Origin of the sequence: Streptomyces sp. NPDC005574 (assembly GCF_040605435.1) — a bacterium.
GTDB lineage: Bacteria > Actinomycetota > Actinomycetes > Streptomycetales > Streptomycetaceae > Streptomyces.
This window is the reverse complement of the sequence record NZ_JBEXCW010000004.1, coordinates 202,733-228,148: the sequence shown is the minus strand read 5'-3', so window position 1 is coordinate 228,148 and position 25,416 is coordinate 202,733. Positions and strand designations below refer to the sequence as shown.

The following is a 25,416-nucleotide window of genomic DNA, read 5'->3' as shown; positions in this document are numbered from 1 at the left end:
CACCCCACCCTTCGGGGGCGTGTTAGCCCCCCCCCGTCTATCCCCGGGCGGGCTGGGGGGTTTCGTGCGCCCGGGTACACTAAACCGGCCATCCGCCGTCGCCGGACCCTACGACGACGGCGGCAGGCACTCCCCGGCCGGGGGCCTTCCCTCCGGCCAGGCGATCCTGACGAAGCGGGAGCCGCCCGCCGGACTCAGTTCCACGATCGGTACGGCCTTGTCGTACGGGTTGCCGTGCACGTCCAGGCAGATCCAGCCGCTCGCCCCGTCCACCCGCAGCGAGCCCTTGACCTGCGGCCACTGCAGGCCCACGTCGGCGAGCGGCGGGACGGTCCGGCCCTCGGGGGTGGCCTCGCGGATGCCGTGCACGGCCAGCCGCATCGCGTCGTAGGCGATGATCAGCTGGCCGTCCGACAGCGGGGTCGGTCCGATCGGGCCGACGGGGGCGCGCACGGCGCTCGCCAGCAGGCCGGTGAGGACCTGCGTGTCGTGTGCCGAGCCGCCGGTCCTCGCCGTGTCCTTCGCCCAGGCGTCCGGGTGGGCCAGGGCCGTGTACCGCACGGACAGGTTGTGTGCGAGGGCGCCGCGGTCGAGGTCCTTCTCGCCGGTCAGGTAGGAGCCCTCGTCCCCGGTGAGCAGGGTGAACCTCCGTTCCTGGCAGCCGCGCCCGCCGAGCGCGTTGATGAACTGCCGCAGCTGGGTGTGCCGTCCGGCGAACAGGATGGTGTCGGTCTCCCTGGAGGTGTCGCACACCAGGTGGGTGATCTGCCGGAAGGTGTTGGCGGTGGTGCCCTCCTGGCTGCGGTCGGCGGGCGGGGTGAAGGGCTGCGGTTCGTAGGGCGAGCCCTTGATGAGCTTGGCGAAGGACGTCTGCAGGGTCCGCGTGTACGGGTCGCCGGGCTTGTCGTAGACCAGCAGGGCGCGGCCCGCCGACACCTTGGCGAAGGAGGCGAGCGCGCGGGCCTCGTCGGTGTTGGTGGGGGAGACGCGGGCGAGCCCCGGAAAGGGGTCCTTGCCGTCCTGGCCGTTGGCGAGGTCGTCGGCGGTGATGGAGGAGCCCACGACCGGGACACCGCGCCGGGTCAGCTCCCTGACGGCGGCCTTGTTGCTGTCCGTGCTCTGGCCCACGCCCACGACCGCCCGCAGCCGGTCGGCGCTCTTCGTCATGCGCACCAGCCGGTCGACCGTCCGTGCCCAGTACCGGCCGGTCGCCCCGGGGTTGGCGAGCGCCAGCCGGATGGCGGGTGCCTCGCCGTTGGACCTGTGGTTGGCCTCGTACTGGGCCAGATAGGCGCCCTGCAACTCGTGCTGGATGTCGCTGAGGTTGGCCGGCGCGGTGGAGGTGAACGGCAGCAGCACCGCGACGGTCACATAGCGGCCCTCCTTCAGCCGCTTGTTCTCGCGGTCGATCGCCCGTACCGCGTCCCGCAGTTGGGGACGCCCGAAGTCGTAGGCGGTGGTCGCGACGCCCACGCACTCCGCGCTGCCCTCGGGCCGGGCGACACCGGGCGCGCACGAGCGGTCGTCGTGGGCGAGCGCCCGGACCGCGAAGACCAGGCCGGCCACCAGCGCGGCGGCCAGCAGCAGGGCCAGGTAGCGGCGCAGCGGGATCTCCCAGACGCTCTCGCGCAGCCGCGCACCGAATCCGCGTGCCATCACGCCTCCCCGTCCTCGTCGTGGTCCGGGATGTGCAGGGGACGCCCGGCGAGCGCGTCGCCGGGCCAGTCGCGTGAGGCCCGCCACAGCAGCGCGTTGCCCGCGGGCCGCAGGTTGGACAACTGCTCCAGCTCGAAGCGCAGCCGGTCGCACACCTTCGGGTCGGGCAGCGCCAGCGGGTCGGTCAGCTGCCACACGGCGTGCAGCAACCGCCTTACCCGCAGGTGCAGTACGGCGTCCACCCCGTCCGGCGGGGTGTGGCCGGCGTCGGTGCGGCCGAGCGCGACGGCGGCCCGCCGGTCGTCGTGCCCGGCGTGGTCGTGGCCCTCGGCGTCGTGCGCGTGGAAGTAGGGGGCGGAGGCGATGAAGCGCAGCGACCGCAGCCAGGTCCGGGTGTCCTGCGCGGGGAAGGTGTCGCGCAGGTGGGCCACCGCCGAGTCGGCCGCGCCCAGGGCGAGTTCGTGGTGCAGCCGGTAGGGGGCGCGGGCCGGGTCGTCGTCCTGGGCGGTGGGCGCGTAGTGCGCGACGAGCGTCTCGTGCGCGGTGCGCCACTGGGTGTGCCCGGTGTCGCGGTGGTGCAGCCGCAGCAGGAGCAGGGTGCGGACGAACGGGTCGCCGACGAACCGGCCGGGCACGGCGGGCAGGCCCTCCTCGGCGAGCCGGGTCTCCAGTGACCGGACGTCCGCCGGGCCGAAGTCGTCGGGCAGCAGGGCGGTGGCGAGCGCGCACGCCGAGTCGTGGTCGTGGGCGGCGGCCAGCACGGTGAGTTCGCCGAGGCGGTCGGCGGGCACCAGCCGGTCAAGGAGCGCCAGATGGGCGGGCGTCCCCTCGTGGTCCTCGTGCAGCCGTAACTCGGCGGTGAGCAGCTCGCCCAGCGAGGACACCTCCGGCAGGTGCTGGGCGGCGGACTCGGCGAGCAGCGTGATCCCCAGCGGATTGCCGCCCGTCAACCGGTGTGTGGAGTGGGGGAGTTCAGGTGGCATGGGAACGTCGGCGCAGGCGGCGCCCATCAGGTGCAGGGTGTCGTCGGGGCTGAGCGGCGGCAGTGACACCAGCAGCGCACGCGAGGAGGGGGCCGCCGGGTCCGGCGTCCAGTCGTCGCGCCGGGCCACCTCGGGCAGGGCCCGCCGTACGGCGTTGCGCAGCGCCGGGCGGCCGGTGCCGCGCAGCGCGCCGACGAACGCCACCTGGTCGGCGACGCCGTCGGCGCGGTCGTGCAGCACGGCGTCGGTGAGCCCTGGTCCCGGCGCGCTCTGGAGGTTGTCGAGCAGGACGAGCGGGCGCCCCAGGCGCCGCATCCGCGGCAGCACCCCGGTGTAGGCCTCGGTGAGGTCGGCGAGCAGCGCCCGCACCACGTACCGTTCGGCGTGCTCGCGGGAGGTGCCGCCGGCCCGGAAGTGCCCGGACAGCAGCATCAGTCCGCGCCGGGCGTTGCGGCCGGCGTTGGGGTAGTCGCGCCACCAGGTCGCGGCCTTCTGGTGGCGCCGGTGCACGAAGCTGTCGGAGACGGACTCCAGGGTCGCCTCGATGGCGGAGGACACCAGCGGTCCGGTGCCGGTGGCCGCGGCGACGACGTTGGCGGCGACCCGCCCCGCCCACCGCCCGGCGAACCCGGCGATCCACGTCCCGCTCTCGTTGAGCAGCAGGATCCGCTCGACCTCGCGCCGGATGCGTTCGGAGTCGGCGTCGCCCCAGCCGCCCGCGGCGATGGCGACCAGTCCCGACATCAGCCGCGGGAAGGTGATCCGCCCGGCGCCGGTCACCGGCTCGGCGAGCTGCTCGGCGAGCACCAGCAGGGCCTGCGACACCGGGGACCAGGCCTCGGCGGGCCGGCCGCCCGGCGCCGCCGTGAACTGGGGGTCCTCGCAGTCGATCAGGGCGACCGGGGTGTGCCCCTGGTACGCCTCGCGCAGTTCGCCGAGCGCCGCGCTCTTGCCGAGCCCGCGCCCGCCGGTGAGCACGACGAAGGGGAGTTCCCGAGGGTGTTCGACCGGGTGCGCGCGATGCTGGTGCGGTCGCAGCCCCACCAGGCGTGCGGCCAGCCCGGCCGGTTCCGTGTCGAACAGTGCCCCGCGTCCGTGCAGCCGTCTGCCCACCGCATCTCCCCCCGCCCCCCGTGGTGTTCTGCTTCAGGGTAAGGAGAGGGAGTTGGTTCGGACTAGATCGCGTGATGTCCCTTGGGTCACGAACGGGCGGGTTCGGTCAGCCGACGGTGATCGAGTCCAGCTTCTCCCGCAGGTAGGTGTGCGAGTCGACGGCCTCGTACGCCACGCGTCCCACCGGCGCGGGCACCGACTCGACGCGGGTGCCCGGGGTGCACTCGCCGAAGTAGACCAGGGACATCAGCTCCTCGGCCGGGGCGTCCGCGGGCGGCGGCAGCACCCGGTGCCGGCCCGAGCGCCAGCGGTCGCCGGTCCAGCGGGCCATCAGGTCACCGATGTTGATGGTGAAGGCGTCCGGGTCGAAGGGCGCGTCCTCCCAGCCGCCGGCGTCCGTGTGGACCTGGAGTCCGCCCTTGCCGGCCTGCCGGTCGAGGATCGTCACGGTGCCGAAGTCGGTGTGCGGGCCGATGCGGAACTGGCCGGGCTCGGGCTCCCCGACGACCTCGGTCCCCGGGTACCAGTTGATGTTGAAGCCGTACGTCGGATGGTCCATGTGCCGGGAGAAGAAGTCGGGTTCGAGCCCGAGCGCCTCCCCGAGCAGGGACAGCAACTGCTTCTCCAGCTCGGCCATGCGCCCCAGGTACTCCTCGCACAGGTCCCGCAGCTGCGGCACCTCGTCCGGCCACACGTTGGGCGCGTACCACTCGGCGTTGACGACCGGGTCCGCGAACGGCTCGTGGGTGGCGAAGGTCAGCGACTCCTTGAGGTCGGGCGGGGTCTCGGTCCCCTCCGAGTAGCCGTTGGCCTCGGCGCCCGGCCCGAGCCATCCGCGCCCGCCGACCTTCGCGGCGTAGGGCTGCTTGGCGGGGGCGGGGAGGGTGAAGAAGGTCCGGGCGGCCGCCCGGATGCGCTCCCGCAGGGACGGGTCCACTCCGTGGCCGGTGACCAGGAGGAATCCGGCGGTCTGCAAGGCCTCATCGACGGTACGGGCGATCCGCGCCCGCGCCTCGGGGCCGCCGTCGAGCCAGGGCCCGAGGTCGACGGTCGGGATGCGCGGGGCCGGGGTGACGGGGGTGGCGGGGGCGTCAGTCACCGATGTCCTCATTCCACAGTGCGGGGTTCTTCCTGATGAAGTCGCGCATCATCGCGGCGCACCCGGGATCGTCGAGCAGCACGATCTCCACGCCGTGCTCGGCCAGCCACTCGTGCCCCCCGTGGAAGGTGGCCGCCTCGCCGACGATCACCCGCGAGATGCCGAACTGGCGGACCAGACCGCTGCAGTACCAGCACGGCGAGAGGGTGGTGACCATGGTCGTCCCGCGGTACGACCGCTGCCGTCCGGCCGCCCGGAAGGCGGCCGTCTCCGCGTGCGTGGAGGGGTCGTCGTCCTGGACGCGGCGGTTGTGGCCGCGCCCCAGGAGGGTGCCGTCGGGGCCGTAGAGGGCGGCGCCGATGGGGATGCCGCCCGCGGCGAGACCCGTGCGGGCCTCGGCGACGGCGGTGGCGAGCCACTCGCGTGCCTGTGCCTGGTCGATGCGCTGCATGGTCCCACTCTGGGGTGGCCGAAACACGAGGGCAACGTGCGGAAAGTACTCTCCCGGCAACCCGCAGCCGGACGAACTGTCAGCGCCCTGGAGGTTCCCGTGCCCGCACTCACCCTCCGTGAAGTACTGGCCCTCGACCCGGTCCGGGCCGCCGAGCCCGAGCTGCTCGCCGGAGGCGGAGCCCTGGACCGGCCGGTGCGCTGGGTCCTCCCCCTTCTTCTCGGCTTCGCCCGAAGTGGGGGGACCCCCGTCAGCGAGGTGTACGAGGGCGCGAACTTCCTCGACGGCGGTGAACTCCTGCTCACCAACGGCTTCGGCCTGGTCGGCGCCGACGAGGAGACCCGCCGCCGCTACGTCCGCGAACTGGCCGCCCGGGGCGCCGCCGGCCTCGCGGTCGAGATCGGCCGCTCCCTGCCCGGCATGCCCCCCGAGGTCAGCGACGAGGCCACCCGCCTCGGCCTGCCGCTGCTGGCCCTGCGCCGGGCGGTGCCGTTCGTGCGGATCACGGAGGCCGCCAACCGGGCCATCGTCGCCCGCGGCCTGTCCGGGCGCTCGGTCGTCCGGCCGTGGGGCGACGACCACACCGCCGCCCTGCTCGCCGACCTGGCCGACCGCCACGCCCTCAACCAGCCGGAGGTGGAGGCCCGGGCGGCGCTGGCCGGGTTCCACCCCGCGCCCGGCGCCCGGCTGATCGGGGTGTCCGTGCACGGCACCCGCGAGAGCGGCCCCGTCGACCGGGCGGTACGGCTGCTCGGCGGGGCGGGGTTCCTGCGCGCCGCCTTCCCCGGGGACGTCCTGGCCCTGCTGGCGCTGCCCGCGTCACCGGTCCGCCCCGGCGACCCGGTCCGGGCCGTGCAGGACGCCTTCCGCGCGACCGCCGAACCGGGCCTCACCGTCGCGGTCGGACACCCCGTCGCGGCGGGCGGCGGCTGGCTGCGCTGGAGCGACACCCTGCGCGCGGCCCGTACGACGCTGGAGCTGGCGCTGACCGTCCCGGCCGCCGAACCCGGCGCAACCGACGGCCCGCTGGTCACCTCCTCGCGCGCCCTCGCCCTGGAGCGGGAGCTGACGCGCGGTGGCGTGGACGCCAACCGGGAACGCCTGGCGGGCCTGGTGCAGCACGCCCTCGGCCCCCTGCTGGCCTGGGAGGCCGCCCACCCCAGCGACCTGGTCCGCACCCTGGAGATCCACCTCCGCAACGGCTGCTCGCCGACCCGCACGGCGGCCCTGCTGCACATCGGACGCCAGTCGCTCTACCAGCGCCTGGAGCGGATCGAGTCGCTCCTCGGCCTGGAGATCGACGACCCGGACCTGCTGGGCGAGCTTTTGGCGGCGGCCTGCGCCCACCGGGTGGTGCGCGGCACGGCGGCCGCGGTCCCCGCCGGGCTGCGGACGGTGGCCTGAGGGACGCGCCCGCCGACCGGCTCTGTAACCTGTGCCGATCACCGCCGCGCGCGCGGCAGTTGAGCCTCGGTGGAAGGACAGGTCATGGGTGCTGCTCCGGTTCTGGAGGAGCTGCGGGAGGTCTGCCAGCCGCAGGCCAAGCTCGCGAGCCGCAACGGCGAACACTGGGCGGGCCGGCTCTACATGCGCAGGATCTCGCTGCGGGCCACCCGACAGCTGGTCCGCACCCCGGTCACCCCCGACCAGCTGACCTGGACCATGGTGGTGTGCGGGGTCGCGGCCGGAGCCGCCCTCATGATCCCCGGCCTGACCGGCGCCGTACTGGCCGTCGTCCTGATGCAGCTGTTCCTCCTCTTCGACTGCGTGGACGGCGAGGTCGCCCGCTGGAAGGGGCAGAACAGCGCCGCCGGCATCTACGTCGACCGGCTCGGCGCCTACCTCGCGGACGCGGCCCTGCTGGCCGGGGCCGGCTACCGCGCCGCCGCGTCGGGGGTCGGCGGCTGGCTGTCGATCGGTATCGCGACCTCCCTCGGCGTGGTCCTGCTGAAGGCGTCCACGGACCTGGTGGACGTGGCCCGCGCCCGCCGCGGGCTGACCGTCGTCGGCGACGAGGCCACCCGGCCCCGCTCGCAGGGCGTCGCCACCGTCCGGCGCCTCGCCGCCGCGTTCAGGATCCACCGGGTGACCAACGGCATCGAGGCGTCCCTGGTGCTGCTCGTCGCCGCCGTCGCCGACCAGGTCACCGGCGGCCTCGAACCCACCCGCTGGGCGCTGGGCGCCCTGGCCGTCATCACCTGGGTGATGGTCCCCGCCCACCTGCTGTCGATCCTGTCGTCCTCGCGCCTGCGGTGAGCCGCGCTCACCCCATGCGCTCCAGTACGGCGTAGTCGGCGAAGCTGCGGCGGTAGCGCAGGTGCCGGGTCTCCTGGGTGTGCCGGCGCTGCCACTCCTCGACGTCCGCCGGGTCCTGGCACGGCCCCGACCCGGCACCGCAGTCCGCCTCGTCCCCCGACACGCAGCGGGCCTCGTACTCCGGCCGCGCGGACGGGTCCTGCACGATCGAATACGGCACGTACCGGAACACCCGGCGTCCCGGCCGCGGTTCACCGCCGTGCTCCCGCCGCTGGTGCTGACGCAGGCGGACGTTCGCGTCCGTCTCCGCGCTGCCGTCGAAGCCGGCCCGCGCCTCCTGGCGCCGGGCGGCGAGCCCCTCGCAGTCCGCGCAGCCGGGCACCGGCTCGGGCGGCCTGCGGGTCGCCGCCTCGTCGAACGCGAGGCCCGCCCCCTCCCTCCCCTCCCGCGAACGGCCGTTCCGCCCGCACCCCCGCGCTCAGCCGCTCCTGTGCCGTCGCCAGCCGCAGCCGCGCGGGATCGGCCTGCCACTCCCGGCCACCGCCCACCGGCCGCAGCAACGCGTACGGCCCCGACCTGTCCTGGTACTCGCCGAACTCACCGAACTCGCCCCGCTGCGGGTCGTGGACGAGCGTTCCCGGTTCCCACCGTTCAACCATGTCCCACTCCGTGCTCCATACGTCACTCTGGGTGTACCGAGCGTCGCGCAGGGGAACGGTCGGTATCAATGCCCGACGCGTGCCACTGGCCCACTGTCACGAAGGAGACGTCCGTGAGTCGACGCAACGCCGACGGGGGAGCGGGGCTCAGCACGAGCACGGCCGCCGTGTTCGGCGAGGTGCTCAAGCACTTCCGCGAGGCGGCCCCGCTGACCCAGGAGGGGCTGGCGCGGGAGATCCCCTGCGACCGCTCCCACGTCGCCCGCGTGGAGGCGGGCACGCGGGTGCCGCAGGACACGTTCGCGAAGAAGTGCGACGAACTGCTCGCCACGGGCGGGGTGTTGCTGCGGTTGTGGAGCCGGATCGACTGGTACCCGCAGGTGGAGCATCCGGACTGGTTCGAGCGCCGGGCCCGCATGGATGCCGAGGCCGTCGCGGTGCGGGCCTATCAGACGCAGGTGATTCCCGGACTGTTGCAAACGCCTGAGTATGCGCGGGCGTTGTTCTCCCGTCGCCTGCCCAAGAGGGCGGAGGTCGAGGAGCGTGTCCGAGCGCGTCTGAGTCGACAGCAGCGGTTCTTCGTCGAGGGCGGCCCGCTCTACCTCGTGGTGTTGGACGAGAGTTGTCTGCGGCATCGGGTGGGCGGTGTCGACATCATGCGGGGCCAGTGCGAACACTTGCTGAGCGTGGGCAGGCTGCCCAACATCCGGATTCAGATCGCTCCCGCGAGCCGCGCTGACATCGACCGCCCTGACACCTCGCTGTCGTTGATCGAGCTGCCGGACGGTCATCGATGGCTGTATTCGGAGTCGCTCGACCGTGGGCACTTCACCGATGATCCAGCCATCTTCGGTTGGCACAGCCGGACTTATGATGTGCTCCGGGCGGACGCCCTGTCAGCCCCCGGTTCCGCCGCTCTGATCAGCGACGTGATGGAAGGGTATGGCCACCATGACCAGTCACGATCTGAGCGCCGCGATCTGGATCAAGAGCAGCTACAGCGGCGCAAACGGCGGGGACTGCGTCGAAATCGCCCCCGGTTTCCCCGCCCTCGTCCCCGTCCGGGACAGCAAGACTCCTGACGGCCCGGTACTGCTTCTCACCCGGGCCGCCTGGGCCGCGTTCACGGCCGCTCTCCACTGATCCGCGTCACGACACCGGAGCGACCGCCGGCCGGCTTCCGCGGGCCGGCACCGCGCACATCACCGCGTACACCCCCGCACTCACGGCGAAGCCCACCAGCGGCGTCACGTCGCCGAAGGCCGGGTGGTGCTTCGGTACCCAGCCGACGTACTTCTCCTGGTTGGAGAAGAGCGGGACGGACACCGCCACGCCGATCAACAGGGCTGCCAGACCGCGCCAGTTGGTGAAGGAGCGGTCGGTGAGGCGGGCGGTGAGCTCCTGGACGCCGGTCCGCGAGCGCAGCCCGCGCTCGACCAGGACCACACCCAGCCAGGGCGCCACCCAGTAGGCGATGACCAGCAGGAACGCCTCGTACGCCGACCCCGCGTCCGACAGTGAAGCCCAGGCCGCCGCCGTACCCACCACGCCGGACAGGACCACCAGCACGCTGCGGCCCAGCCACGGGGGGAGCTTCAGGCCGAGCGAGGTGACCGAGATGGCGGAGGAGTAGACGTTCAGGGCGTTCGCCGAGACCGCGCCCAGGATGATGGCGATCAGGGTCAGGTCACCCAGCCAGCCCGGGAGATGGCCGGTGAACGCCGCCGTCGGCGTGGCGTCCCGCGGTGCCGCGATCGTCGCCGAGGCCGCGCCGACGACCGCCACGATCGACACCGACACGAACAGGCCGAGCGCCGGGTACAGCACGGTCCTGAACCGGTCCGCGGTGCGCGGGAGATAGCGCGAGTAGTCGGTGGCGTACGGGTTCCAGCCCGCCGCGTAGCCCCAGGCCGTGCTGAACGCCAGCAGGAAGCCGCCGATTCCGCCGCCCGTGCCGCCCCCGCCGAGGTGGCCGTCCTTGAACGTCCACACCCCGGCCAGCAGGAAGATCAGCGCGAGCGCCGGGAACGCGTACCGCTCGAAGACGTGCACGAAGTTGTGCCCGACGAAACCGATCGCGATCTCGGCGGCCACCACCAGCAGCAGCGAGGGCAGCGGCCGCAGGCCGGTCAGCGTGTTCAGGGCGAAGGCCGCGCTGAGACTGTTGACCGCGAACCAGCCCACGCCGGCCAGCAGCGCGTTGACCCCGGACGGCAGCAGATTGCCCCGGTGGCCGAAGGAGAACCGGCCGATCACCATCTGCGGGACACCGAACCGCGGCCCGTCCAGGGACAGCACGCCCTGGGTGAGCGCGCCGAGCGCGGTGCCCAGCAGGATCGCGGCGGTGGCCTGCCAGAAGTCCAGCCCGAAGAAGAGGACGGAGATCACGCCGATGTAGACGGTCGCGAACTCGATGTTGGGGGAGGCCCAGGTCCACAGCAGCTGGAGCGGGGAGCCGTGCCGTTCGGCGTCGGGGATCGGTTCCGACCCCGCCGTCTCGACGGCGATGACCTTGTCACCGTAAGCGGGGGCCGGTGTGCCGGCGGTGTCGGCGGGAGCAGTCGTCATGCGAGGTAAGTGTCCGGCCCGCCCGGGCCCCGGCCCAGGGGCGCACTGTCCGCTTCGGGCGGCTCACCGGCGTACAACCTGTAGGGCCCGCCACCGGGCGGGAGACCTCGCTCAGTCGCTCTTCGGTTCCTCGCCGGTCTCCTTGCGCCGCAGTTCCTCCTCGCGGCGGCGCAGGTCCGCCTCCCAGTCCTCCAGGAGGGCGGCGTCATCCTTCTTGCCGTCCTTGCCGTCCTTGGCGTCCCCGTTGAGGGACTTGAGGAACTCCGGGTTGTCGTCGGGCGCGACGAACCGGGCGCGCTGGTCGCGCTGCCAGGGGCCGCCGGCCGGGCCGCCGGTCGCGCCGCCGCGCTGCTTGCCCGCCACCAGCCACGCGACCGGGCCGACGAGCACCTCGCCGAACAGCAGGATGATGATGACCCAGACCACCTTCGGCAGCCCCCGCACCTGCTCCTCGGGGGTGTTCAGGCAGTCGATGAAGGCGTAGATCCACAGCGCCAGGACCAGCAGGAACGGCAGATACCTGAGCATGGCGGTGCGATCCCCCAGGAGAAGGCGACAGGGCGCGGGACGGCCCCGGTGACCGGGCCAGAGTAGCGGGTGCCCGATACTGGACCGCATGGCTTACGACGATCTCCGCTCCCTGCTCAGGGCCCTGGAACGCGAGGGTGACCTCAAGCGCGTCAAGGCCGAGGTCGACCCGTATCTGGAGGTCGGGGAGATCGTCGACCGGGTGCAGAAGGCCGGCGGGCCCGCCCTGCTCTTCGAGAACGTGAAGGGCTCCTCGATGCCCCTCGCGATGAACGTCTTCGGCACCGACCGCCGCCTGCTGAAGGCGCTCGGCCTGAAGTCGTACGGCGAGATCTCCGAGAAGATCGGCGGACTGCTGCGGCCGGAGCTGCCGCACGGCTTCGTCGGGGTGCGCGAGGCGTTCGGGAAGCTCGGCGCGATGGCGCACGTACCGCCGAAGAAGGTGAAGGCGGACAACGCGCCCGTGCAGGAGGTCGTCCTGCACGGCGACGACGTCGACCTCGACCAGCTGCCCGCCCTGTTCACCTGGCCCCAGGACGGCGGCTCCTTCTTCAACCTCGGGCTGACCCACACCCGCGACCCCGAGTCGGGCATCCGCAACCTCGGCCTCTACCGCCTCCAGCGCCACGACAAGCGCACCATCGGCATGCACTGGCAGATCCACAAGGACAGCCGCAACCACTACCAGGTGGCGGCCCGGCGCGGGGAGCGCCTCCCGGTCGCGATCGCCTTCGGCTGCCCGCCCGCCGTCACCTACGCCTCCACCGCCCCGCTCCCCGGCGACATCGACGAGTACCTCTTCGCCGGCTTCGTCGCGGGCAAGCGGATCGAGATGGTCGACTGCAAGACCGTGCCGCTCCAGGTCCCCGCGCAGGCGGAGGTCGTCATCGAGGGCTGGCTGGAGCCCGGCAGGATGCTGCCCGAGGGGCCGTTCGGCGACCACACCGGCTTCTACACCCCGCAGGAACCCTTCCCCGCCCTCACCATCGACTGCGTGACCATGCGGAAGCGGCCGCTGCTCCAGTCGATCGTCGTGGGCCGCCCGCCGACCGAGGACGGACCCCTGGGCCGGGCGACGGAACGCTTCTTCCTGCCCCTGCTGAAGATCATCGTCCCGGACATCGTGGACTACCACCTGCCGGAGGCCGGCGGCTTCCACAACTGCGCGATCGTCGCGATCGACAAGAAGTACCCGAAGCACGCCCAGAAGGTGATGCACGCCGTCTGGGGGGCACACATGATGTCGCTGACCAAACTGATCGTGGTGGTCGACTCCGACTGCGACGTGCACGACCTGCACGAGGTCGCCTGGCGCGCCCTCGGCAACACCGACTACAGCCGCGACCTCACGGTCGTCGAGGGTCCCGTCGACCACCTCGACCACGCCTCCTACCAGCAGTTCTGGGGCGGCAAGGCCGGCATCGACGCGACCAGGAAATGGCCCGAGGAGGGCTACACGCGAGACGGCGGCTGGCCCGAGATGGTCCTGTCCGACCCAAAGACGGCGGCGACGGTCGACCGCCGCTGGAAGGAGTACGGACTGTGACCTCCGCATCCGCGGCGCTGCCCCAGCAGCCGGGACGCACCAAGGCGTTCCTGCGCCTGGTGATGATCGAGCACTCCGTCTTCGCGCTGCCCTTCGCCTACATCGCCGCGCTCACCGCGATGTTCCAGTGGGACAAGAACGTCCACTGGGGCCGGCTGCTCCTGGTCACCGTCTGCATGGTGGGCCTGCGCACCTTCGCGATGGCCGTCAACCGGATCATCGACCGCGAGATCGACGCCCGCAATCCCCGCACCGCCCACCGCGAACTGGTCACCGGCGCCATGTCGGTGCGGCACGCCTGGACCGGCGCCCTGATCGCCCTCGTCGTCTTCCTGGGCTCGGCCGCCCTGCTCAACCCGCTGTGCCTGGCGCTCGCCCCCATCGCCGTCATCCCGATGGTCGTCTACCCCTACGGCAAGCGGTTCACGAACTTCCCGCAGGCCATCCTCGGTCTCGCCCAGGCGATGGGCCCGATCGGCGGCTGGCTCGCGATCACCGGCGAATGGTCCTGGGACGCGGTCGTCCTCGGGCTCGCCGTCGGCGTCTGGATCGGCGGCTTCGACCTGATCTACGCCTGCCAGGACATCGAGACCGACCGCGAGATCGGCGTCATGTCGGTCCCGGCCCGCTTCGGCGTGCCCGCCGCGATCTGGGGCGCGCGCGTCTGCCACGCCGTGACGACGGCCCTGCTCGTCTGGTACGCGGCGGCCACCGGCGCCGGAGGCTTCTTCTGGTTCGGCCTGGCGGTCGTCGCGGGCGCCTTCGTCTACGAGCACTCCATCGTCCGCCCGCACGACCTGTCCCGCCTCAACCGGGCGTTCTTCAGCGTCAACGGGTTCATCGGAATTGCCCTGTTCGTGTGCGCTCTGCTGGATCTCCTGGTGCGTGGCCTGACGGTCTGACGACGGTGGGGCCCGGCCGGTCCTGAGGTCCCTTCCGTCCGCCGGTACGCTCAAGGTGTGAACGCAGGAGAAACGCAGCGCGCGCCTTGGATCGTGGGGGTGTCGGGAGCGTCCGGTACGCCGTACGCGGCGGCCGTGCTGCGCGCCCTGCTGGACGCCGGTGAGAGCGTCGACCTGGTGGTGTCCCGGGCCTCGCGGCTCACCCTGCTCGACGAGACCGGCATCTCGTTCCGGGACGCGCACTGGCGGGACGACCTGCGGGAATGGCTGTCCAGGGGCGCCGACGGCAAGCCCGACACCTTCGACGTGGACCTCACCAGCGTATGGCACTGGGGGGCCGGCGACCTGGCGGCGGGACCGTCCTCGGGGTCGTACCCCTCGAAGGGCATGCTGATCGTGCCCGCGTCGACGGCCTGCGTCGCCGGAGTCGCCCTCGGCCTCTCCAAGGACCTGCTGCAACGGGCCGCGAGCGTGGTCCTGAAGGAGCGCCGCCCGCTGGTCGTGGCCGTACGGGAGACCCCCTTGAACGGCCAGACCCTGCGGCACCTGGTCACCCTGGACGACGCCGGCGCGAGCGTCGTACCGGCCTCGCCCGGCTTCTACGCGGGCGCGACCCACATCCAGGACCTGGTGGACTTCGTCGCCGGCCGGGTGCTCGACGCGGCGGGCGTCCGGCACCGGCTGTACCGGCGCTGGAAGGGCGAACTGGGCGGCTCCCGGCCCGAGTGAGCGGCCCGCGCCACCGACCCGCACCAACTCAGACACTTCTCTTCAGTCTCTTCAGCGGAAGGCTTCGATCGCATGGACGCGGTGGACAGGCAGCTCATCCAGGCCCTGAGAGAGAACGGCCGGGCCTCGTACGCGGAGCTGGGGCGCCTCGTCGGACTGTCGGGACCCAGTGTCACCGACCGCATCAACCGGCTGGAGGCGGCCGGCGTCATCACCGGCTACCGCGCCACCGTCGACGCCGCCTCCCTGGGCCTCGGCGTCATCGCCCTGATCGGCATCTCGCTCTCCGACGCCGCCGACCACGAGGACGTGGCCCAGCGGATGAAGGACCTCACCGAGATCGAGGACTGCTGGTTCATCGCGGGTGACGACTCGTTCATGCTCAAGGTGCGGGCCACCGACGTCGACGGTCTGGAGAGGATCATCCGGCGGCTGTCCGGCACCAAGGGCGTCTCCCGGACCCGTACGACCATCGTGCTGTCCACGAAGTGGGAGAACCGGGTCGGGGAGCTGCCGGAAGAGGTGTAGCGGCGTGGGCGTACGGTTGGCGGAGTCTGTCTCACACAAGAGCAGGAAGAGGTAGGGCATGGACGTCGGGCTCAAGCGCGAGCTGGAGGAGAAGGTCCGTTCCGGTGAGCGGCTGACCCGCGAGGACGGCATCGCGCTGTACGCGTCGGACGACCTGGCCTGGCTGGGCGGACTCGCGCACGAGGTGCGGACGCGGCTGAACGGCGACGTCGTGCACTTCAACGTCAACCGTCACCTCAACATGACGAACGTGTGCACCGCCTCCTGCGCCTACTGCTCCTTCCAGCGCAAGCCGGGCGAGAAGGACGCGTACACGATGCGCATCGAGGAGGCCGTCCGCCTCGCCAAGGCGATGGAGGGCGAGAACCTCACCGAGCTGCACATCGTCAACGGGCTGCACCCCAACCTGCCGTGGCGGTACTACCCGCGGTCCCTGAGCGAGCTGAAGAAGGCCCTGCCGGACGTCTCGCTGAAGGCGTTCACGGCCACGGAGATCCACCACTTCGAGACGATCTCCGGGCTGTCCGCCTCCGAGATCCTCGACGAGCTGATCGACGCCGGCCTGGAGTCCCTCACCGGCGGCGGCGCGGAGATCTTCGACTGGGAGGTCCGGCAGCACATCGTCGACCACCGCACCCACTGGGAGGACTGGTCGCGCATCCACCGGCTGGCGCACGAGAAGGGCCTCAAGACGCCGTGCACCATGCTGTACGGCCACATCGAGGAGCCCCGCCACCGCGTCGACCACGTGCTGCGACTGCGTGAACTCCAGGACGAGACCGGCGGCTTCCAGGTCTTCATCCCGCTGCGCTACCAGCACGACTTCGTGGACGTGAAGGACGGCAAGGTCAGGAACCGCCTCCAGGCCCGCACCCAGATGGCGACCGGCGCCGAGGCCCTGAAGACCTTCGCGGTCTCCCGGCTGCTGTTCGACAACGTGCCGCACGTCAAGGTCTTCTGGGTCATGCACGGCGTCCAGACCGCGCAGCTGGCCCTCCAGCACGGCGCCGACGACATGGACGGCTCGGTCGTCGAGTACAAGATCACGCACGACGCCGACAACTACGGCACGCCGAACAAGCTGACCCGCGAGGACCTGCTCGACCTGATCCGCGACGCCGGCTTCCGGCCGGTGGAGCGCAACACGCGCTACGAGATCATCCGCGAGTACGACGCCCCCGACCCGGCCCGCCGCGAGTCCCCGCAGGCCATGCGGGTGTGAGGCCCGGGGGCGCCCGGGGGCGGGCGGCCCCTTCCGTGTCGTAAGGGTTACGATCCTTCCGTGGCCCTTACCTTCACGCTCGACCCCGCCGTCACCCCCGCCCTGCGCGACGGCGTCCTCGACCTGTGGACCGATGTCTCCAACGCGGGCGGCGCCGTCGGCTTCGTACCGCCCGTGACCCGCGAGGCCGTCCGGCCGGAACTGGTCAGGCACCTCGCGGGCATGGCGGAGGGGCGCGTCCGGCTGCTCGCCGGCCACGACGAGGACGGACGGGTCGCCGCCACCGCCTTCTTCGGCGTGAACACCCACCGGCTGATGACCCACTGGGTGTGGCTCCACACGGTGATGGTCCACCCCCGCCACCAGGGCAGGGGGTACGGCCGGGACCTGCTGGCCGCCGCCGCGGACGCGGCCCGCCGCCTCGACGGCGTCGAGGCGATCCGGCTCACCTGCCGCGGCGGACTCGGCCTGGAGCGCTTCTACGGCTCCTGCGGCTACAAGGAGGTCGGCCGGGTCCCCGGCGCGATCCGCGTCGCGCCCGGTGACGACCGGGACGACGTCACCATGCTCCAGCCCCTGGCGTGACGGCCGCGCCCGCCCGCACCCCCCTGCGGGATCGGGCCACCGCCGTGCTTCACTGGAGGGTGCGCCCTTCGGGACGTTCCGGACTGTTCGAAACGGAAGAGTGGATTGAGATGTTCCGCTACACACTGATGCGCCTCGGGGTCTTCGTGGGCTGCCTCGTGGTCGTCTGGGGCCTCGTCTACTCGGGCATCGCACCGCGCGGCCTCGGCGACGCCAACTACATGTGGATCGTCCTGCTCGCCCTGGTCGTCTCCGCCCCGATCAGCTTCGTGGTGCTGCGCAAGGAGCGGGACCGGGCCTCCATGCAGGTCGTGGCCAAGGTCGACCGCATCAAGGCCAACCTGGACGCCAACCGCAGCCAGGAGGACGGCGCCGACGACTCCGCCCCCGCCCAGGGCCACGCCTCCTGAGACGAGGCGGAAGGACGACGCACGGACCCGGCGGGTTCCGGACGCCTCGCTCCGGGCCGCGCCCAACTACCCTGGGCCCATGGGTGCCGTGAAGACCAAACGCATGCCGCGGGCCGTTCGTGAGCAGCAGATGCTCGATGCCGCCGTGCGGACGTTCGGGCAGCGCGGGTACATGGCCGCCTCGATGGACGAGATCGCCGAACTGGCGGGCGTGTCCAAGCCGCTGGTCTACCTGTACCTGAACTCGAAGGAAGACCTCTTCACGGCCTGCATCCGCCGCGAGGCGAAGGCCCTCACCGCGGCCGTCCGGGCCGGCGTGCGCACCGACCTGCCCGCCGACCGCCAACTCTGGGACGGACTGCGGGCGTTCTTCACGCACACCGCGCAGCACCCGGACGCCTGGTCGGTGCTGCACCTCCAGGCCCGTACCCACGGCGAGCCGTTCGCCGCCGAGGTGGCCGCGATGCGCGAGGAGATCGTCGCGTTCGTGACGCAGCTGATCGTCGTCGCGGCACGCGAGGCGCACCGCGACCCCGACCTGCCCGAGGCCGAGGTCGCCGGTCTCGCCGAGGCCCTGGTCGGCGCCGCCGAGTCGCTGGCCGCCTGGGCCAACGCCACCGCCGGGGTCACCGCCCGGCAGACGGCGGCGACCCTGATGAACTTCGCCTGGGCGGGACTGGGCAACCTCATGGAGGGGCGGCCCTGGTCACCGCCCGAGACCGCTCACGAGGCCAGCGGATAGACCTCGCCGGTCAGGTGCACCCGGTCGCCGCCCCGCAGTTCGAACCGCCCGTCCCGCGCCGCGTACGTCACCGATCCCGGCAGCGCCACCGGAGCCCGGAACCATGCCCGCATCCGCACCGCGTCCGGTGTGCCGTGCGCGGCCAGGCAGCGGGCCACGGTCCACATCCCGTGCGCGACGGCCCCGGGGAAGCCGAACGGGCGGGCGGTGAGCGCGTGCAGGTGGATGGGGTTGCGGTCGCCGGAGGCGGCACCGTAGCGCCGCCCGACGTCCGCCCCGAGCCGCCACTCGGCGAGGACGGGCAGCGGGTCGGGGACGACGGACAGCGCTACGGCGGCGGGCGCGTCGACCGGGACACGGCCGGGCAGCGGTACGGCGAGGGCGGCCGGCGGTTCCGGTCCCCGCGCGGGGACCACCGCCGCGGCGCCGCCGGTGCGGTGCCGGGCCAGATAGGTGCTCCTGGACTCCCACACCACCCTCCCCGCCGACCGCACCTCGGTGACCACACCGGCCTCCGTGCCCCGCCGGTGCGGCGCCAACCCGTCGACGTGCACGGCGAGTTCGTACTCACCGGTGGCCGCCAGCACCGCGCCGCGGGTGATCTCGACCGACGTGTGGACGAGCCCGAGCAGCGGCAGCGGGAAGGCCCGCGCGCTCATCAGGCGCATCGCCAGCGGGAAGCCCAGCACATGCGGATACGTCAGCGGCAGCGAGTCGTCGCCGGTCGCGAACCCGCACACCCGCTCGTAGGCGGCCAGCCGCGTCGGGTCCACCCGTACACCGGGCAGTTCCAGCCGCGTGCGCGGGACGTCCGCGTCCGCGCGGGGCCGCTTGAACGGGGAGAGCAGTGCGCCGCGTGCGAGCAGGGGGCCGAGGGCCGGGGAACCGGTCAGCGTCGTGAGCACTACGCCCCCAGCAGGCTCTGGCCGCAGACCCGCACGACCTGGCCGTTGACCGCGCCGGAGGCCGGATGGGCGAGCCACGCGGTGGTCTCGGCGACGTCGGCGGGCAGTCCGCCCTGCGCCAGGGAGTTCATCCGGCGGCCCGCCTCACGGATGAGGAAGGGGACGGCGGCCGTCATCCGCGTCTCGATGAACCCGGGCGCGACCGCGTTGACCGTCACGCCGTGAGCGGCGAGGGCGCGCGGCGCGAGGCTCCGGACCAGGCCGATCACCCCCGCCTTGCTCGCGGCGTAGTTGGTCTGGCCGGCGTTGCCCGCGATCCCCGCGATGGAGGCGGTCGCCACGATCCGCCCGCCGGGCCGCAGCGTGCCGCCCGAGAGCAGCGCGTCGGTGGTGCGCAGCACGCTCGCCAGGTTCACCTCCAGCACCGGACTCCACCGGTCCGCCGGCATGTTGACGAGCTTCCGGTCACGGGTGACGCCCGCGTTGTGGACCAGGACGTCCAGACCGCCGGGCAGCGCGGCCGCGATCCGCTCGCCCGCGTCGGCGGCCGTGACGTCGAGGGTGAGGGCGGTGCCGCCGAGCCGCGCGGCGACCCGTTCCGCGTCCTGCCCCGCCGCCGGTGTGTCGAGTACGACGACCTGGGCGCCGTCCCTCGCCAGCGTCTCGGCGACGGCCTCGCCGATCCCGCGCGCGGCGCCGGTGACCAGGGCGGTGCGGCCGGCGAGCGGGAGGTCCCGGTCGGCCGGGAGCGTGGGGTCTCCCGCGCCGACCTCGATGACCTGGCCGCTGACGTAGGCCGACCCGGGGGAGAGCAGGAAGCGGAGGGTCGAGGCGGCGGCGGCCGGGTCGGTCAGGCGCACGAGGTTCACCGTCCGGCCCCGCCCGATCTCCTTGCCCAGGGAGCGGACGAATCCCTCCAACGCCTGCTGTGCGGCGGCCTGGTGGTGGTCGGCGGGGTCGAGGGGCGCCCCCAGCACGAGCACCCGGCCACTGGTGGCGACCGACCGCACCACCGGGTGCAGGGCCGCGTGCACCTCGGCGAGCGTCCCGACGTCCCGTACGGCCGTCGCGTCCAGCACGACGGCGCCGGGCCGGTCCGAGGCGCCGGTGAACTTCAGCCCCGTGGGGGCGAGTTCGAGGCGGGACGGGCCGGCGGTGAGGTGCAGCAGTTCGCCGGGCAGGTCGGGTTCCCGGGGGGTCCGGCGCCGGAGCGCGGCCGGCTGGGGCAGGCCGAGCCGGCGGGTGAGGAGGCGGCCGGGCGCGGTGGTGGTGAGGCGCAGATAGCGGTCGGCCATGTCCAACTCCCCGAAACGGTGACGAGAAAACTGACTCCGGAGTAAGGTTACCGGAGGTAAGGGGGTCGACGGGAGCGCCCCGGACGTGAGTCCCGCTCACCTTCGGGAAGCGGGAAAGCCCAGGTGGAACAGGGGAGTTGGCGGTTCGCGCGGGAGAGCGCGCTGGACCCTCGAGGCTGCACAGCCCTGGCCCCGGAACCCCCCGGAAACCGCACAGGCTCCACACGCGAACCCCGTACGATCCCCTCCTAACCGGCGGTAACCCCGATTCTGCGGGTTCTGTCGGTGAACGCCTCGGTGTGCGAGGTACGTACGTCTTGCAGCAGAGCAGTTCGTCGCTGCACGCCACAGGAGCCGCCCGTGTCCACCCCGCTTCCCTCGTTCGCCGCCTCGGCCGCCTTCGACGACGCTCCCGGTCCCGTGCTCGTGCAACCGGAGACCCGGCGACTGGACGGAGCCGTCCGCGAGGCGTACGTGCCGCCGTTCGCCCCACCCGTCAGCCACGGCTCGCTCGCGGAGCTGCCCTTCGACAACGCGGCCGCCGTACCGGACACGGTGGTCCTCAGCCGCAGGGACCAGGACGGCACCTGGAACGACGTGACGGCCACTCAGTTCGCCGACCAGGTACTCGCGTTGGCGAAGGGCCTGATCTCCGAGGGGCTGATGCCGGGCGACCGGATCGCCATCATGGCCCGCACCACCTACGAGTGGACGCTGCTGGACTTCGCCGCCTGGGCGGCCGGCCTCGTGACCGTCCCCGTCTACCCCACCTCCTCCGTCTTCCAGGTCCGCTGGATCCTCCAGGACTCCGGAGCGGTGGCCCTGGTCACCGAGAGCGCGGCCCAGGCGGCGGCCCTCGGCCCCGAACTCGACCGGCTCCCCGACCTGCGCCACATGTGGATCATGGAGAAGGACCACGTGGAGCGGCTCGCGGAACTCGGCCGGCCCGTCCCCGACCAGGAGGTAGCCGTCCGGCGGGGCATGCTCGGGCCCGACACCCTCGCCACCCTCATCTACACCTCCGGCACCACCGGCCGCCCCAAGGGCTGCGTGCTCACCCACGGCAACTTCTTCGCCGAGGTCGACAACGCCGTCGAACTGCTCTACCCGATCTTCAAGTCCCGGGCGGGCGACGAGGAGTCGGTCCTGCTCTTCCTGCCGATGTCCCACGTCTTCGGCCGCATGGTCGCCATCGCCTGCGTCCGCGCCCGGGTACGGCTCGGCCACGCACCCAGCCTCAAGGCCGAACACCTCCTGCCCGACCTGGCGAGCTTCCGCCCGACCTGCCTCCTGGCCATCCCCTACATGCTGGAGAAGGTCTTCAACACCGCCCGCGCCAAGGCCGAGGCGGCCGGCCGGCTGTCGTCCTTCGACCGCGCGGCCTCCGTCGCGAGACGCTACGGCGAGGCCCTGGAGGCCAAACAGACCGGCACCGGCAGCGGCCCCTCCCGGACCCTGCGCGCCGCCCGCGCCTGCTACGACCCGCTGGTCTACCGCCGTATCCGCAACGCCATGGGCGGCCGCGTACGGCACGCGATCTGCGGCGGCTCCCCACTCGGCGGCCGCCTCGCCGCCTTCTACGCCGGCGCGGGCATCGAGGTCTACGAGGGCTACGGCCTCACCGAGACGACCGGCGCGGCCACGGTGACACCCCCGCTCAAACCCCGGCTCGGCACCGTGGGCTGGCCGCTGCCCGGCACCCGCATCCGGATAGCCGCGGACGGCGAGATCCTGATCGCCGGCGAACAGGTGCTGCGCGGCTACTGGGACCCGGCGGCGGGCGGAGTGGTCCCGGCCGCACCCGACGGCTGGCTCGCCACCGGGGACATCGGCAGCCTGGACGACGAGGGCTATCTGACCATCACCGGCCGCAAGAAGGAGATGCTGATCACCGCGGGCGGCAAGAGCGTGGCCCCGGCCCCGCTGGAGAACTGGCTGCGCTCCCACCCGCTGATCTCCCAGTGCATCGTCCTGGGCGACGCCCGCCCCTACGTGTCGGCGCTCATCACCCTCGACCGGGACGGCATCACCCACTGGCGCCAGATGAACGGCAAGCACCCGGTCCCGGCCGAACTCCTCCTCGACGACCAGGAGTTGCACGAGATCCTGCAACGCGCGGTGGACGAGGCCAACAAGCTGGTCTCCCGACCCGAGTCGATCCGCCGCTTCGCCGTCCTGCCCGTCGACTTCACCGAGGAGGCCGGACACCTCACCCCGTCCATGAAGCTGCGACGGGAGTTCGTCCTGCGGGACTTCGAGCAGGAGGTGGAGGCCCTGTACGCGAAGTAGCCGCCCCCGGGCCCGCACGGCCCTTGACTTCCCAAGACCCCCGCGCGACATTCCCAGCCCTCGCACGTCCCCGTCGGGCTGGAGCGGTCATGACCTCTGAACTGCCGTCTCGAAGACGCGTGTTGGCGGGTGCCGGCGTCACCGGGCTCGCGGTGGCCGCCGGGACCCACCCGTCGGCCCGCGCCGCCGACCTGCCGCCGCTCGGCACCTACGACGTCGTCGTCATCGGCTCCGGCGCCGCCGGGATGACCGCCGCGCTGACCGCCGCCCGGCAGGGCCTGAGCTGCGTGGTCGTGGAGAAGGCCGGCACCTTCGGCGGGTCCGCCGCCCGCTCGGGCGCCGGGATCTGGATACCGAACAACCCCGTCATCCTGGCCGCCGGCGTACCGGACACCCCCGCGAAGGCGGCCGCCTACCTCGCCGCCGTCGTCGGCGCCGACGTGCCCGCCGACCGGCAGCGGGCGTTCCTCGCCCACGGCCCCGCCATGATCTCCTTCGTCATGGCCAACAGCCCCCTCCGGTTCCGCTGGATGGAGGGCTACAGCGACTACTACCCCGAGCTCCCCGGCGGCCTGCCCGGCGGCCGCTCCCTCGAACCCGACCAGCTCGACGGCAACGTCCTGGGCGCCGAACTCGCCCGCCTCAACCCGCCGTACCTCAAGGTCCCGGCCGGCATGGTCGTCTTCAGCGCCGACTACAAGTGGCTCGCCCTGTCCGCGGTGAGCGTCAGAGGCGCCGCCGTCGCCACCGAGTGCCTCGCCCGCGGCACGAAGGCCGCCCTGCTCGGGCAGAAGCCCCTCACCATGGGCCAGTCCCTCGCCGCCGGACTGCGCGCCGGCCTGACCTCCGCCGGCGTACCGGTGTGGCTCGACACCCCGCTCACCGACCTGTACACCGAGGGCGGCACCGTCACCGGGGCCGTAGTCACCCGCGACGGCACCCCGGGACTCGTCCGGGCCCGGCGCGGAGTCGTCGTCGGATCGGGCGGCTTCGAGCACAACGCGGCCATGCGCGCCCAGTACCAGCGGCAGCCCATCGGCACGGACTGGACCGTCGGCGCGAAGGAGAACACCGGCGACGGCATCCGCGCCGGACAGCGCCTCGGCGCCGCACTCGCCCTCATGGACGACGCCTGGTGGGGCCCGGCCATCCCGCTCCCCGGCGACCCCTACTTCTGCCTCGCCGAACGCACCCTGCCCGGCGGCCTCCTGGTCAACCAGGCCGGCGCCCGCTTCGTCAACGAGGCCGCCCCCTACAGCGACGTCGTGCACACCATGTACGAGCGCAACCCCACCGCCCCCGACATCCCGGCCTGGCTGATCGTCGACCAGAACTACCGCAACCGGTACCTCTTCCGCGACATCGCCCCGACCTTCCCCCTCCCCGACGCCTGGTACACCTCCGGCGCCGCCGCGAAGGCCTGGACCCTGGACGCCCTCGCCGGCTCCATCGGCGTGCCCGCCACCGCCCTGCGCACCACCGTCGACCGCTTCAACTCCCTCGCCCGCACGGGCGAGGACCCCGACTTCCACCGCGGGGACAGCGCCTACGACCACTACTACACCGACCCCGCCGTCCTCCCCGACTCCTGTCTCGCCCCGCTGTGGCTGCCCCCGTACCACGCCTTCCGGATCGTGCCCGGCGACCTCGGCACCAAGGGCGGCCTGCGCACCGACGCCCGCGCCCGCGTGCTGCGGCCGGACGGTACGACGATCCCGGGCCTGTACGCCGCCGGGAACGCCAGCGCCGCCGTCATGGGCCACAGCTACGCCGGCGCGGGCTCGACGATCGGCCCCGCGATGACGTTCGGGTACATCGCGGCCCGGGACCTCGCCGGGGTGCTGTGACCGGGCCTATCCGGCGGGCCTGCGGACGATCAGGAACGCCTGCGGGGTCGACTCCCCGAGGTCCGGATCGGGCTCCCGCACCGTGCTGGAGTGGGGCGCGAAGCCGGCCGCCTCCAGCAGCCCGGCGACCCGCTCCGGCCGCCGCCGCAGGAAGTCCAGCGTCACCGGGTGCCCCCACGGCCGGTCGTGGCGGCGCGGCTCGTCCCCCACCTGGAAGGCGACCAGCAGGTGCCCGCCGGGGGCCAGGACACGGTGGAAGCCGGCGAACAGTCCGGGCAGCCGGTCCTCGGGGGTGTGGATCGAGGAGTACCAGCAGGACACCCCGTCGAGGGCGCCGTCGGGGAGGTCGAGGTCCAGCATCGAGCCCTGCTCGAAGAGCAGCCCGGGGTTCTCCCGGCGGGCGATCGCCAGCATCGACTCCGACAGGTCGAGCCCGCGCACGGACAGCCCCATCGAGGCGAGCCGCCCGGTGGTCCGGCCGGGCCCGCACCCGACGTCGGCCACCGCGCCGCCGGCGCCCACCAGTTCCGCGAACACGGCGAGCACGGCGCGCTCCACCGGTCTGGCGGTGAGCTCTTCGGTGAACCGGTCGGCGTAGTCGTCGGCCACGGTGTCGTAGAAGGTGCGGGTGGCGGTGAGGAAGTCGGGATCGGTCATGGCCGCGGACCGTACACCGCGGCACTGACAACGGACCGGGAAGGCGACGGGTCCCGCGGGCCGGCCCCGGGAAAGGCAGGAGCCCCGCTGCCTTGCGGCACGGGGCTCCTTGGGTACTGCTATCTGTTCCGGATCAAAGCACCAGGCTCCGAGACCGAAGAACTCAGACGGGGGTGACGTTCTCCGCCTGCGGGCCCTTGGGACCCTGGGTGACGTCGAAGGAGACCTGCTGGTTCTCCTCCAGCGAGCGGAAGCCGCTCGCGTTGATCGCCGAGTAGTGAACGAAGACGTCGGGGCCGCCGCCTTCTTGGGCGATGAAGCCAAAGCCCTTTTCGGCGTTGAACCACTTCACGGTTCCGGTAGCCATAAGCCCTCCTTGGGCCCAAAGGGTTGCCCTGCTCCAGAACCCTGCAAGTGTGAAAACAAAATGCCGCACAACTGCATAC

25 protein-coding genes are annotated in these 25,416 nt (G+C 72.7%); 14 read left to right on the top strand and 11 right to left on the bottom strand.

All coding sequences use genetic code 11. From position 1 onward, the window contains the following. Positions 1 to 108: 108 nt before the first annotated feature. The 4 genes from ABZT03_RS05160 to ABZT03_RS05145 form a co-directional block, all read right to left on the bottom strand. Positions 109 to 1,656: a hypothetical protein gene (locus ABZT03_RS05160; RefSeq protein WP_356033661.1), complete on the bottom strand. Its 1,548-nt coding sequence runs from the start codon at positions 1,654 to 1,656 to the stop codon at positions 109 to 111. Beyond that, positions 1,656 to 3,752, bottom strand: a complete 2,097-nt coding sequence (locus tag ABZT03_RS05155) for a hypothetical protein (protein ID WP_356033658.1) — start codon at positions 3,750 to 3,752, stop codon at positions 1,656 to 1,658. Before ABZT03_RS05155 ends, ABZT03_RS05160 begins: the two co-directional genes overlap by 1 nt. Positions 3,753 to 3,858: 106 nt before the next feature. Further along, entirely contained in the window at positions 3,859 to 4,863 is a 1,005-nt protein-coding gene (locus ABZT03_RS05150) for a 2-oxoglutarate and iron-dependent oxygenase domain-containing protein (RefSeq protein WP_356033655.1), read from the bottom strand. Further along, positions 4,844 to 5,302, bottom strand: coding sequence for a nucleoside deaminase (locus ABZT03_RS05145; protein ID WP_356033652.1), 459 nt, complete (start codon positions 5,300 to 5,302; stop codon positions 4,844 to 4,846). Before ABZT03_RS05145 ends, ABZT03_RS05150 begins: the two co-directional genes overlap by 20 nt. A gap of 99 nt (positions 5,303 to 5,401) precedes the next feature. Between ABZT03_RS05145 and ABZT03_RS05140 the strand changes: the two genes are divergently transcribed. Next, positions 5,402 to 6,706, top strand: a complete 1,305-nt coding sequence (locus tag ABZT03_RS05140) for a PucR family transcriptional regulator (protein ID WP_356033650.1) — start codon at positions 5,402 to 5,404, stop codon at positions 6,704 to 6,706. Positions 6,707 to 6,790: 84 nt separating this feature from the next. Further along, a complete protein-coding gene (locus ABZT03_RS05135) occupies positions 6,791 to 7,558 on the top strand; it encodes a CDP-alcohol phosphatidyltransferase family protein (RefSeq protein ID WP_356033648.1) in 768 nt (255 codons plus the stop codon). A gap of 7 nt (positions 7,559 to 7,565) precedes the next feature. Here the strand turns inward: ABZT03_RS05135 and ABZT03_RS05130 are convergent, their stop codons facing one another. Continuing rightward, a complete protein-coding gene (locus tag ABZT03_RS05130) occupies positions 7,566 to 7,940 on the bottom strand; it encodes a hypothetical protein (protein WP_356033645.1) in 375 nt (124 codons plus the stop codon). Positions 7,941 to 8,330: 390 nt separating this feature from the next. Between ABZT03_RS05130 and ABZT03_RS05125 the strand changes: the two genes are divergently transcribed. Both ABZT03_RS05125 and ABZT03_RS05120 read left to right on the top strand, forming a co-directional pair. Next, positions 8,331 to 9,299 (top strand): helix-turn-helix transcriptional regulator, encoded by a 969-nt coding sequence (locus ABZT03_RS05125; RefSeq protein WP_356033643.1) that lies wholly within the window; start codon positions 8,331 to 8,333, stop codon positions 9,297 to 9,299. Beyond that, positions 9,247 to 9,360, top strand: a complete 114-nt coding sequence (locus ABZT03_RS05120; RefSeq protein ID WP_356033674.1) for a DUF397 domain-containing protein — start codon at positions 9,247 to 9,249, stop codon at positions 9,358 to 9,360. Before ABZT03_RS05125 ends, ABZT03_RS05120 begins: the two co-directional genes overlap by 53 nt. Before the next feature lie 6 nt (positions 9,361 to 9,366). Here the strand turns inward: ABZT03_RS05120 and ABZT03_RS05115 are convergent, their stop codons facing one another. Together ABZT03_RS05115 and ABZT03_RS05110 are read right to left on the bottom strand one after the other, a co-directional pair. Then, positions 9,367 to 10,785, bottom strand: a complete 1,419-nt coding sequence (locus ABZT03_RS05115; protein ID WP_356033640.1) for a cytosine permease — start codon at positions 10,783 to 10,785, stop codon at positions 9,367 to 9,369. Between the two features lie 111 nt (positions 10,786 to 10,896). Continuing rightward, positions 10,897 to 11,313: a PLD nuclease N-terminal domain-containing protein gene (locus ABZT03_RS05110; RefSeq protein ID WP_356033638.1), complete on the bottom strand. Its 417-nt coding sequence runs from the start codon at positions 11,311 to 11,313 to the stop codon at positions 10,897 to 10,899. Between the two features lie 88 nt (positions 11,314 to 11,401). Between ABZT03_RS05110 and ABZT03_RS05105 the strand changes: the two genes are divergently transcribed. From ABZT03_RS05105 to ABZT03_RS05070, 8 genes are all read left to right on the top strand, one after another. Then, positions 11,402 to 12,859 (top strand): menaquinone biosynthesis decarboxylase, encoded by a 1,458-nt coding sequence (locus tag ABZT03_RS05105; RefSeq protein ID WP_356033635.1) that lies wholly within the window; start codon positions 11,402 to 11,404, stop codon positions 12,857 to 12,859. Then, positions 12,856 to 13,761 (top strand): menaquinone biosynthesis prenyltransferase MqnP, encoded by a 906-nt coding sequence (mqnP, locus tag ABZT03_RS05100; RefSeq protein WP_356033633.1) that lies wholly within the window; start codon positions 12,856 to 12,858, stop codon positions 13,759 to 13,761. Before ABZT03_RS05105 ends, mqnP begins: the two co-directional genes overlap by 4 nt. Positions 13,762 to 13,818: 57 nt before the next feature. Then, positions 13,819 to 14,490 (top strand): UbiX family flavin prenyltransferase, encoded by a 672-nt coding sequence (locus ABZT03_RS05095; protein WP_356033630.1) that lies wholly within the window; start codon positions 13,819 to 13,821, stop codon positions 14,488 to 14,490. A gap of 72 nt (positions 14,491 to 14,562) precedes the next feature. After that, positions 14,563 to 15,018: an Lrp/AsnC family transcriptional regulator gene (locus tag ABZT03_RS05090; RefSeq protein ID WP_356033627.1), complete on the top strand. Its 456-nt coding sequence runs from the start codon at positions 14,563 to 14,565 to the stop codon at positions 15,016 to 15,018. Between the two features lie 58 nt (positions 15,019 to 15,076). Next, a complete protein-coding gene (mqnE, locus tag ABZT03_RS05085) occupies positions 15,077 to 16,240 on the top strand; it encodes an aminofutalosine synthase MqnE (protein ID WP_356033624.1) in 1,164 nt (387 codons plus the stop codon). A 60-nt stretch (positions 16,241 to 16,300) separates the two neighbouring features. Continuing rightward, positions 16,301 to 16,825 carry a GNAT family N-acetyltransferase gene (locus ABZT03_RS05080; protein WP_356033622.1) on the top strand — a complete coding sequence of 175 codons (525 nt, stop codon included), beginning with the start codon at positions 16,301 to 16,303 and terminating at the stop codon, positions 16,823 to 16,825. 110 nt (positions 16,826 to 16,935) lie between these two features. Next, on the top strand, positions 16,936 to 17,235 hold the full coding sequence (locus ABZT03_RS05075; RefSeq protein WP_356033619.1) for a DUF4229 domain-containing protein: 300 nt from the start codon (positions 16,936 to 16,938) through the stop codon (positions 17,233 to 17,235). A 79-nt stretch (positions 17,236 to 17,314) separates the two neighbouring features. Continuing rightward, positions 17,315 to 17,977 (top strand): TetR/AcrR family transcriptional regulator, encoded by a 663-nt coding sequence (locus ABZT03_RS05070; RefSeq protein ID WP_356033616.1) that lies wholly within the window; start codon positions 17,315 to 17,317, stop codon positions 17,975 to 17,977. On the opposite strand, the gene ABZT03_RS05065 is transcribed toward ABZT03_RS05070, so the two are convergent. Beyond that, positions 17,959 to 18,882 (bottom strand): MaoC/PaaZ C-terminal domain-containing protein, encoded by a 924-nt coding sequence (locus ABZT03_RS05065; RefSeq protein ID WP_356033614.1) that lies wholly within the window; start codon positions 18,880 to 18,882, stop codon positions 17,959 to 17,961. The two genes, ABZT03_RS05070 and ABZT03_RS05065, sit on opposite strands and share 19 nt — an antisense overlap. Beyond that, a complete protein-coding gene (locus ABZT03_RS05060; RefSeq protein WP_356033612.1) occupies positions 18,882 to 20,177 on the bottom strand; it encodes a 3-oxoacyl-ACP reductase in 1,296 nt (431 codons plus the stop codon). Before ABZT03_RS05060 ends, ABZT03_RS05065 begins: the two co-directional genes overlap by 1 nt. Positions 20,178 to 20,537: 360 nt before the next feature. On the opposite strand from ABZT03_RS05060, the gene ABZT03_RS05055 reads away from it, so the two are divergent. Together ABZT03_RS05055 and kstD are read left to right on the top strand one after the other, a co-directional pair. Beyond that, on the top strand, positions 20,538 to 22,466 hold the full coding sequence (locus ABZT03_RS05055) for an AMP-dependent synthetase/ligase (protein ID WP_356033609.1): 1,929 nt from the start codon (positions 20,538 to 20,540) through the stop codon (positions 22,464 to 22,466). An 89-nt stretch (positions 22,467 to 22,555) separates the two neighbouring features. Continuing rightward, the gene (kstD, locus tag ABZT03_RS05050) at positions 22,556 to 24,313 is read left to right on the top strand and encodes a 3-oxosteroid 1-dehydrogenase (protein ID WP_356033606.1); all 1,758 of its coding nucleotides are present in this window, start codon (positions 22,556 to 22,558) and stop codon (positions 24,311 to 24,313) included. Positions 24,314 to 24,319: 6 nt separating this feature from the next. On the opposite strand, the gene ABZT03_RS05045 is transcribed toward kstD, so the two are convergent. Together ABZT03_RS05045 and ABZT03_RS05040 are read right to left on the bottom strand one after the other, a co-directional pair. Further along, entirely contained in the window at positions 24,320 to 24,970 is a 651-nt protein-coding gene (locus tag ABZT03_RS05045) for a methyltransferase domain-containing protein (protein ID WP_356033603.1), read from the bottom strand. Between the two features lie 163 nt (positions 24,971 to 25,133). Continuing rightward, positions 25,134 to 25,337: a cold-shock protein gene (locus ABZT03_RS05040; RefSeq protein ID WP_003992177.1), complete on the bottom strand. Its 204-nt coding sequence runs from the start codon at positions 25,335 to 25,337 to the stop codon at positions 25,134 to 25,136. Between the last annotated feature and the right edge of the window lie 79 nt (positions 25,338 to 25,416).

Coding starts and splice junctions, on each gene's coding strand:
- ABZT03_RS05075 (WP_356033619.1), top strand. CDS start 16,936: ATGTTCCGCTACACACTGATGCGCCTCGGGGTCTTCGTGGGCTGCCTC.
- ABZT03_RS05045 (WP_356033603.1), bottom strand. CDS start 24,970: ATGACCGATCCCGACTTCCTCACCGCCACCCGCACCTTCTACGACACC.
- ABZT03_RS05145 (WP_356033652.1), bottom strand. CDS start 5,302: ATGCAGCGCATCGACCAGGCACAGGCACGCGAGTGGCTCGCCACCGCC.
- ABZT03_RS05060 (WP_356033612.1), bottom strand. CDS start 20,177: ATGGCCGACCGCTATCTGCGCCTCACCACCACCGCGCCCGGCCGCCTC.
- ABZT03_RS05115 (WP_356033640.1), bottom strand. CDS start 10,785: ATGACGACTGCTCCCGCCGACACCGCCGGCACACCGGCCCCCGCTTAC.
- ABZT03_RS05110 (WP_356033638.1), bottom strand. CDS start 11,313: ATGCTCAGGTATCTGCCGTTCCTGCTGGTCCTGGCGCTGTGGATCTAC.
- mqnE (WP_356033624.1), top strand. CDS start 15,077: ATGGACGTCGGGCTCAAGCGCGAGCTGGAGGAGAAGGTCCGTTCCGGT.
- ABZT03_RS05090 (WP_356033627.1), top strand. CDS start 14,563: ATGGACGCGGTGGACAGGCAGCTCATCCAGGCCCTGAGAGAGAACGGC.
- ABZT03_RS05105 (WP_356033635.1), top strand. CDS start 11,402: ATGGCTTACGACGATCTCCGCTCCCTGCTCAGGGCCCTGGAACGCGAG.
- ABZT03_RS05135 (WP_356033648.1), top strand. CDS start 6,791: ATGGGTGCTGCTCCGGTTCTGGAGGAGCTGCGGGAGGTCTGCCAGCCG.
- ABZT03_RS05160 (WP_356033661.1), bottom strand. CDS start 1,656: ATGGCACGCGGATTCGGTGCGCGGCTGCGCGAGAGCGTCTGGGAGATC.
- ABZT03_RS05150 (WP_356033655.1), bottom strand. CDS start 4,863: ATGAGGACATCGGTGACTGACGCCCCCGCCACCCCCGTCACCCCGGCC.
- ABZT03_RS05070 (WP_356033616.1), top strand. CDS start 17,315: ATGGGTGCCGTGAAGACCAAACGCATGCCGCGGGCCGTTCGTGAGCAG.
- kstD (WP_356033606.1), top strand. CDS start 22,556: ATGACCTCTGAACTGCCGTCTCGAAGACGCGTGTTGGCGGGTGCCGGC.
- ABZT03_RS05040 (WP_003992177.1), bottom strand. CDS start 25,337: ATGGCTACCGGAACCGTGAAGTGGTTCAACGCCGAAAAGGGCTTTGGC.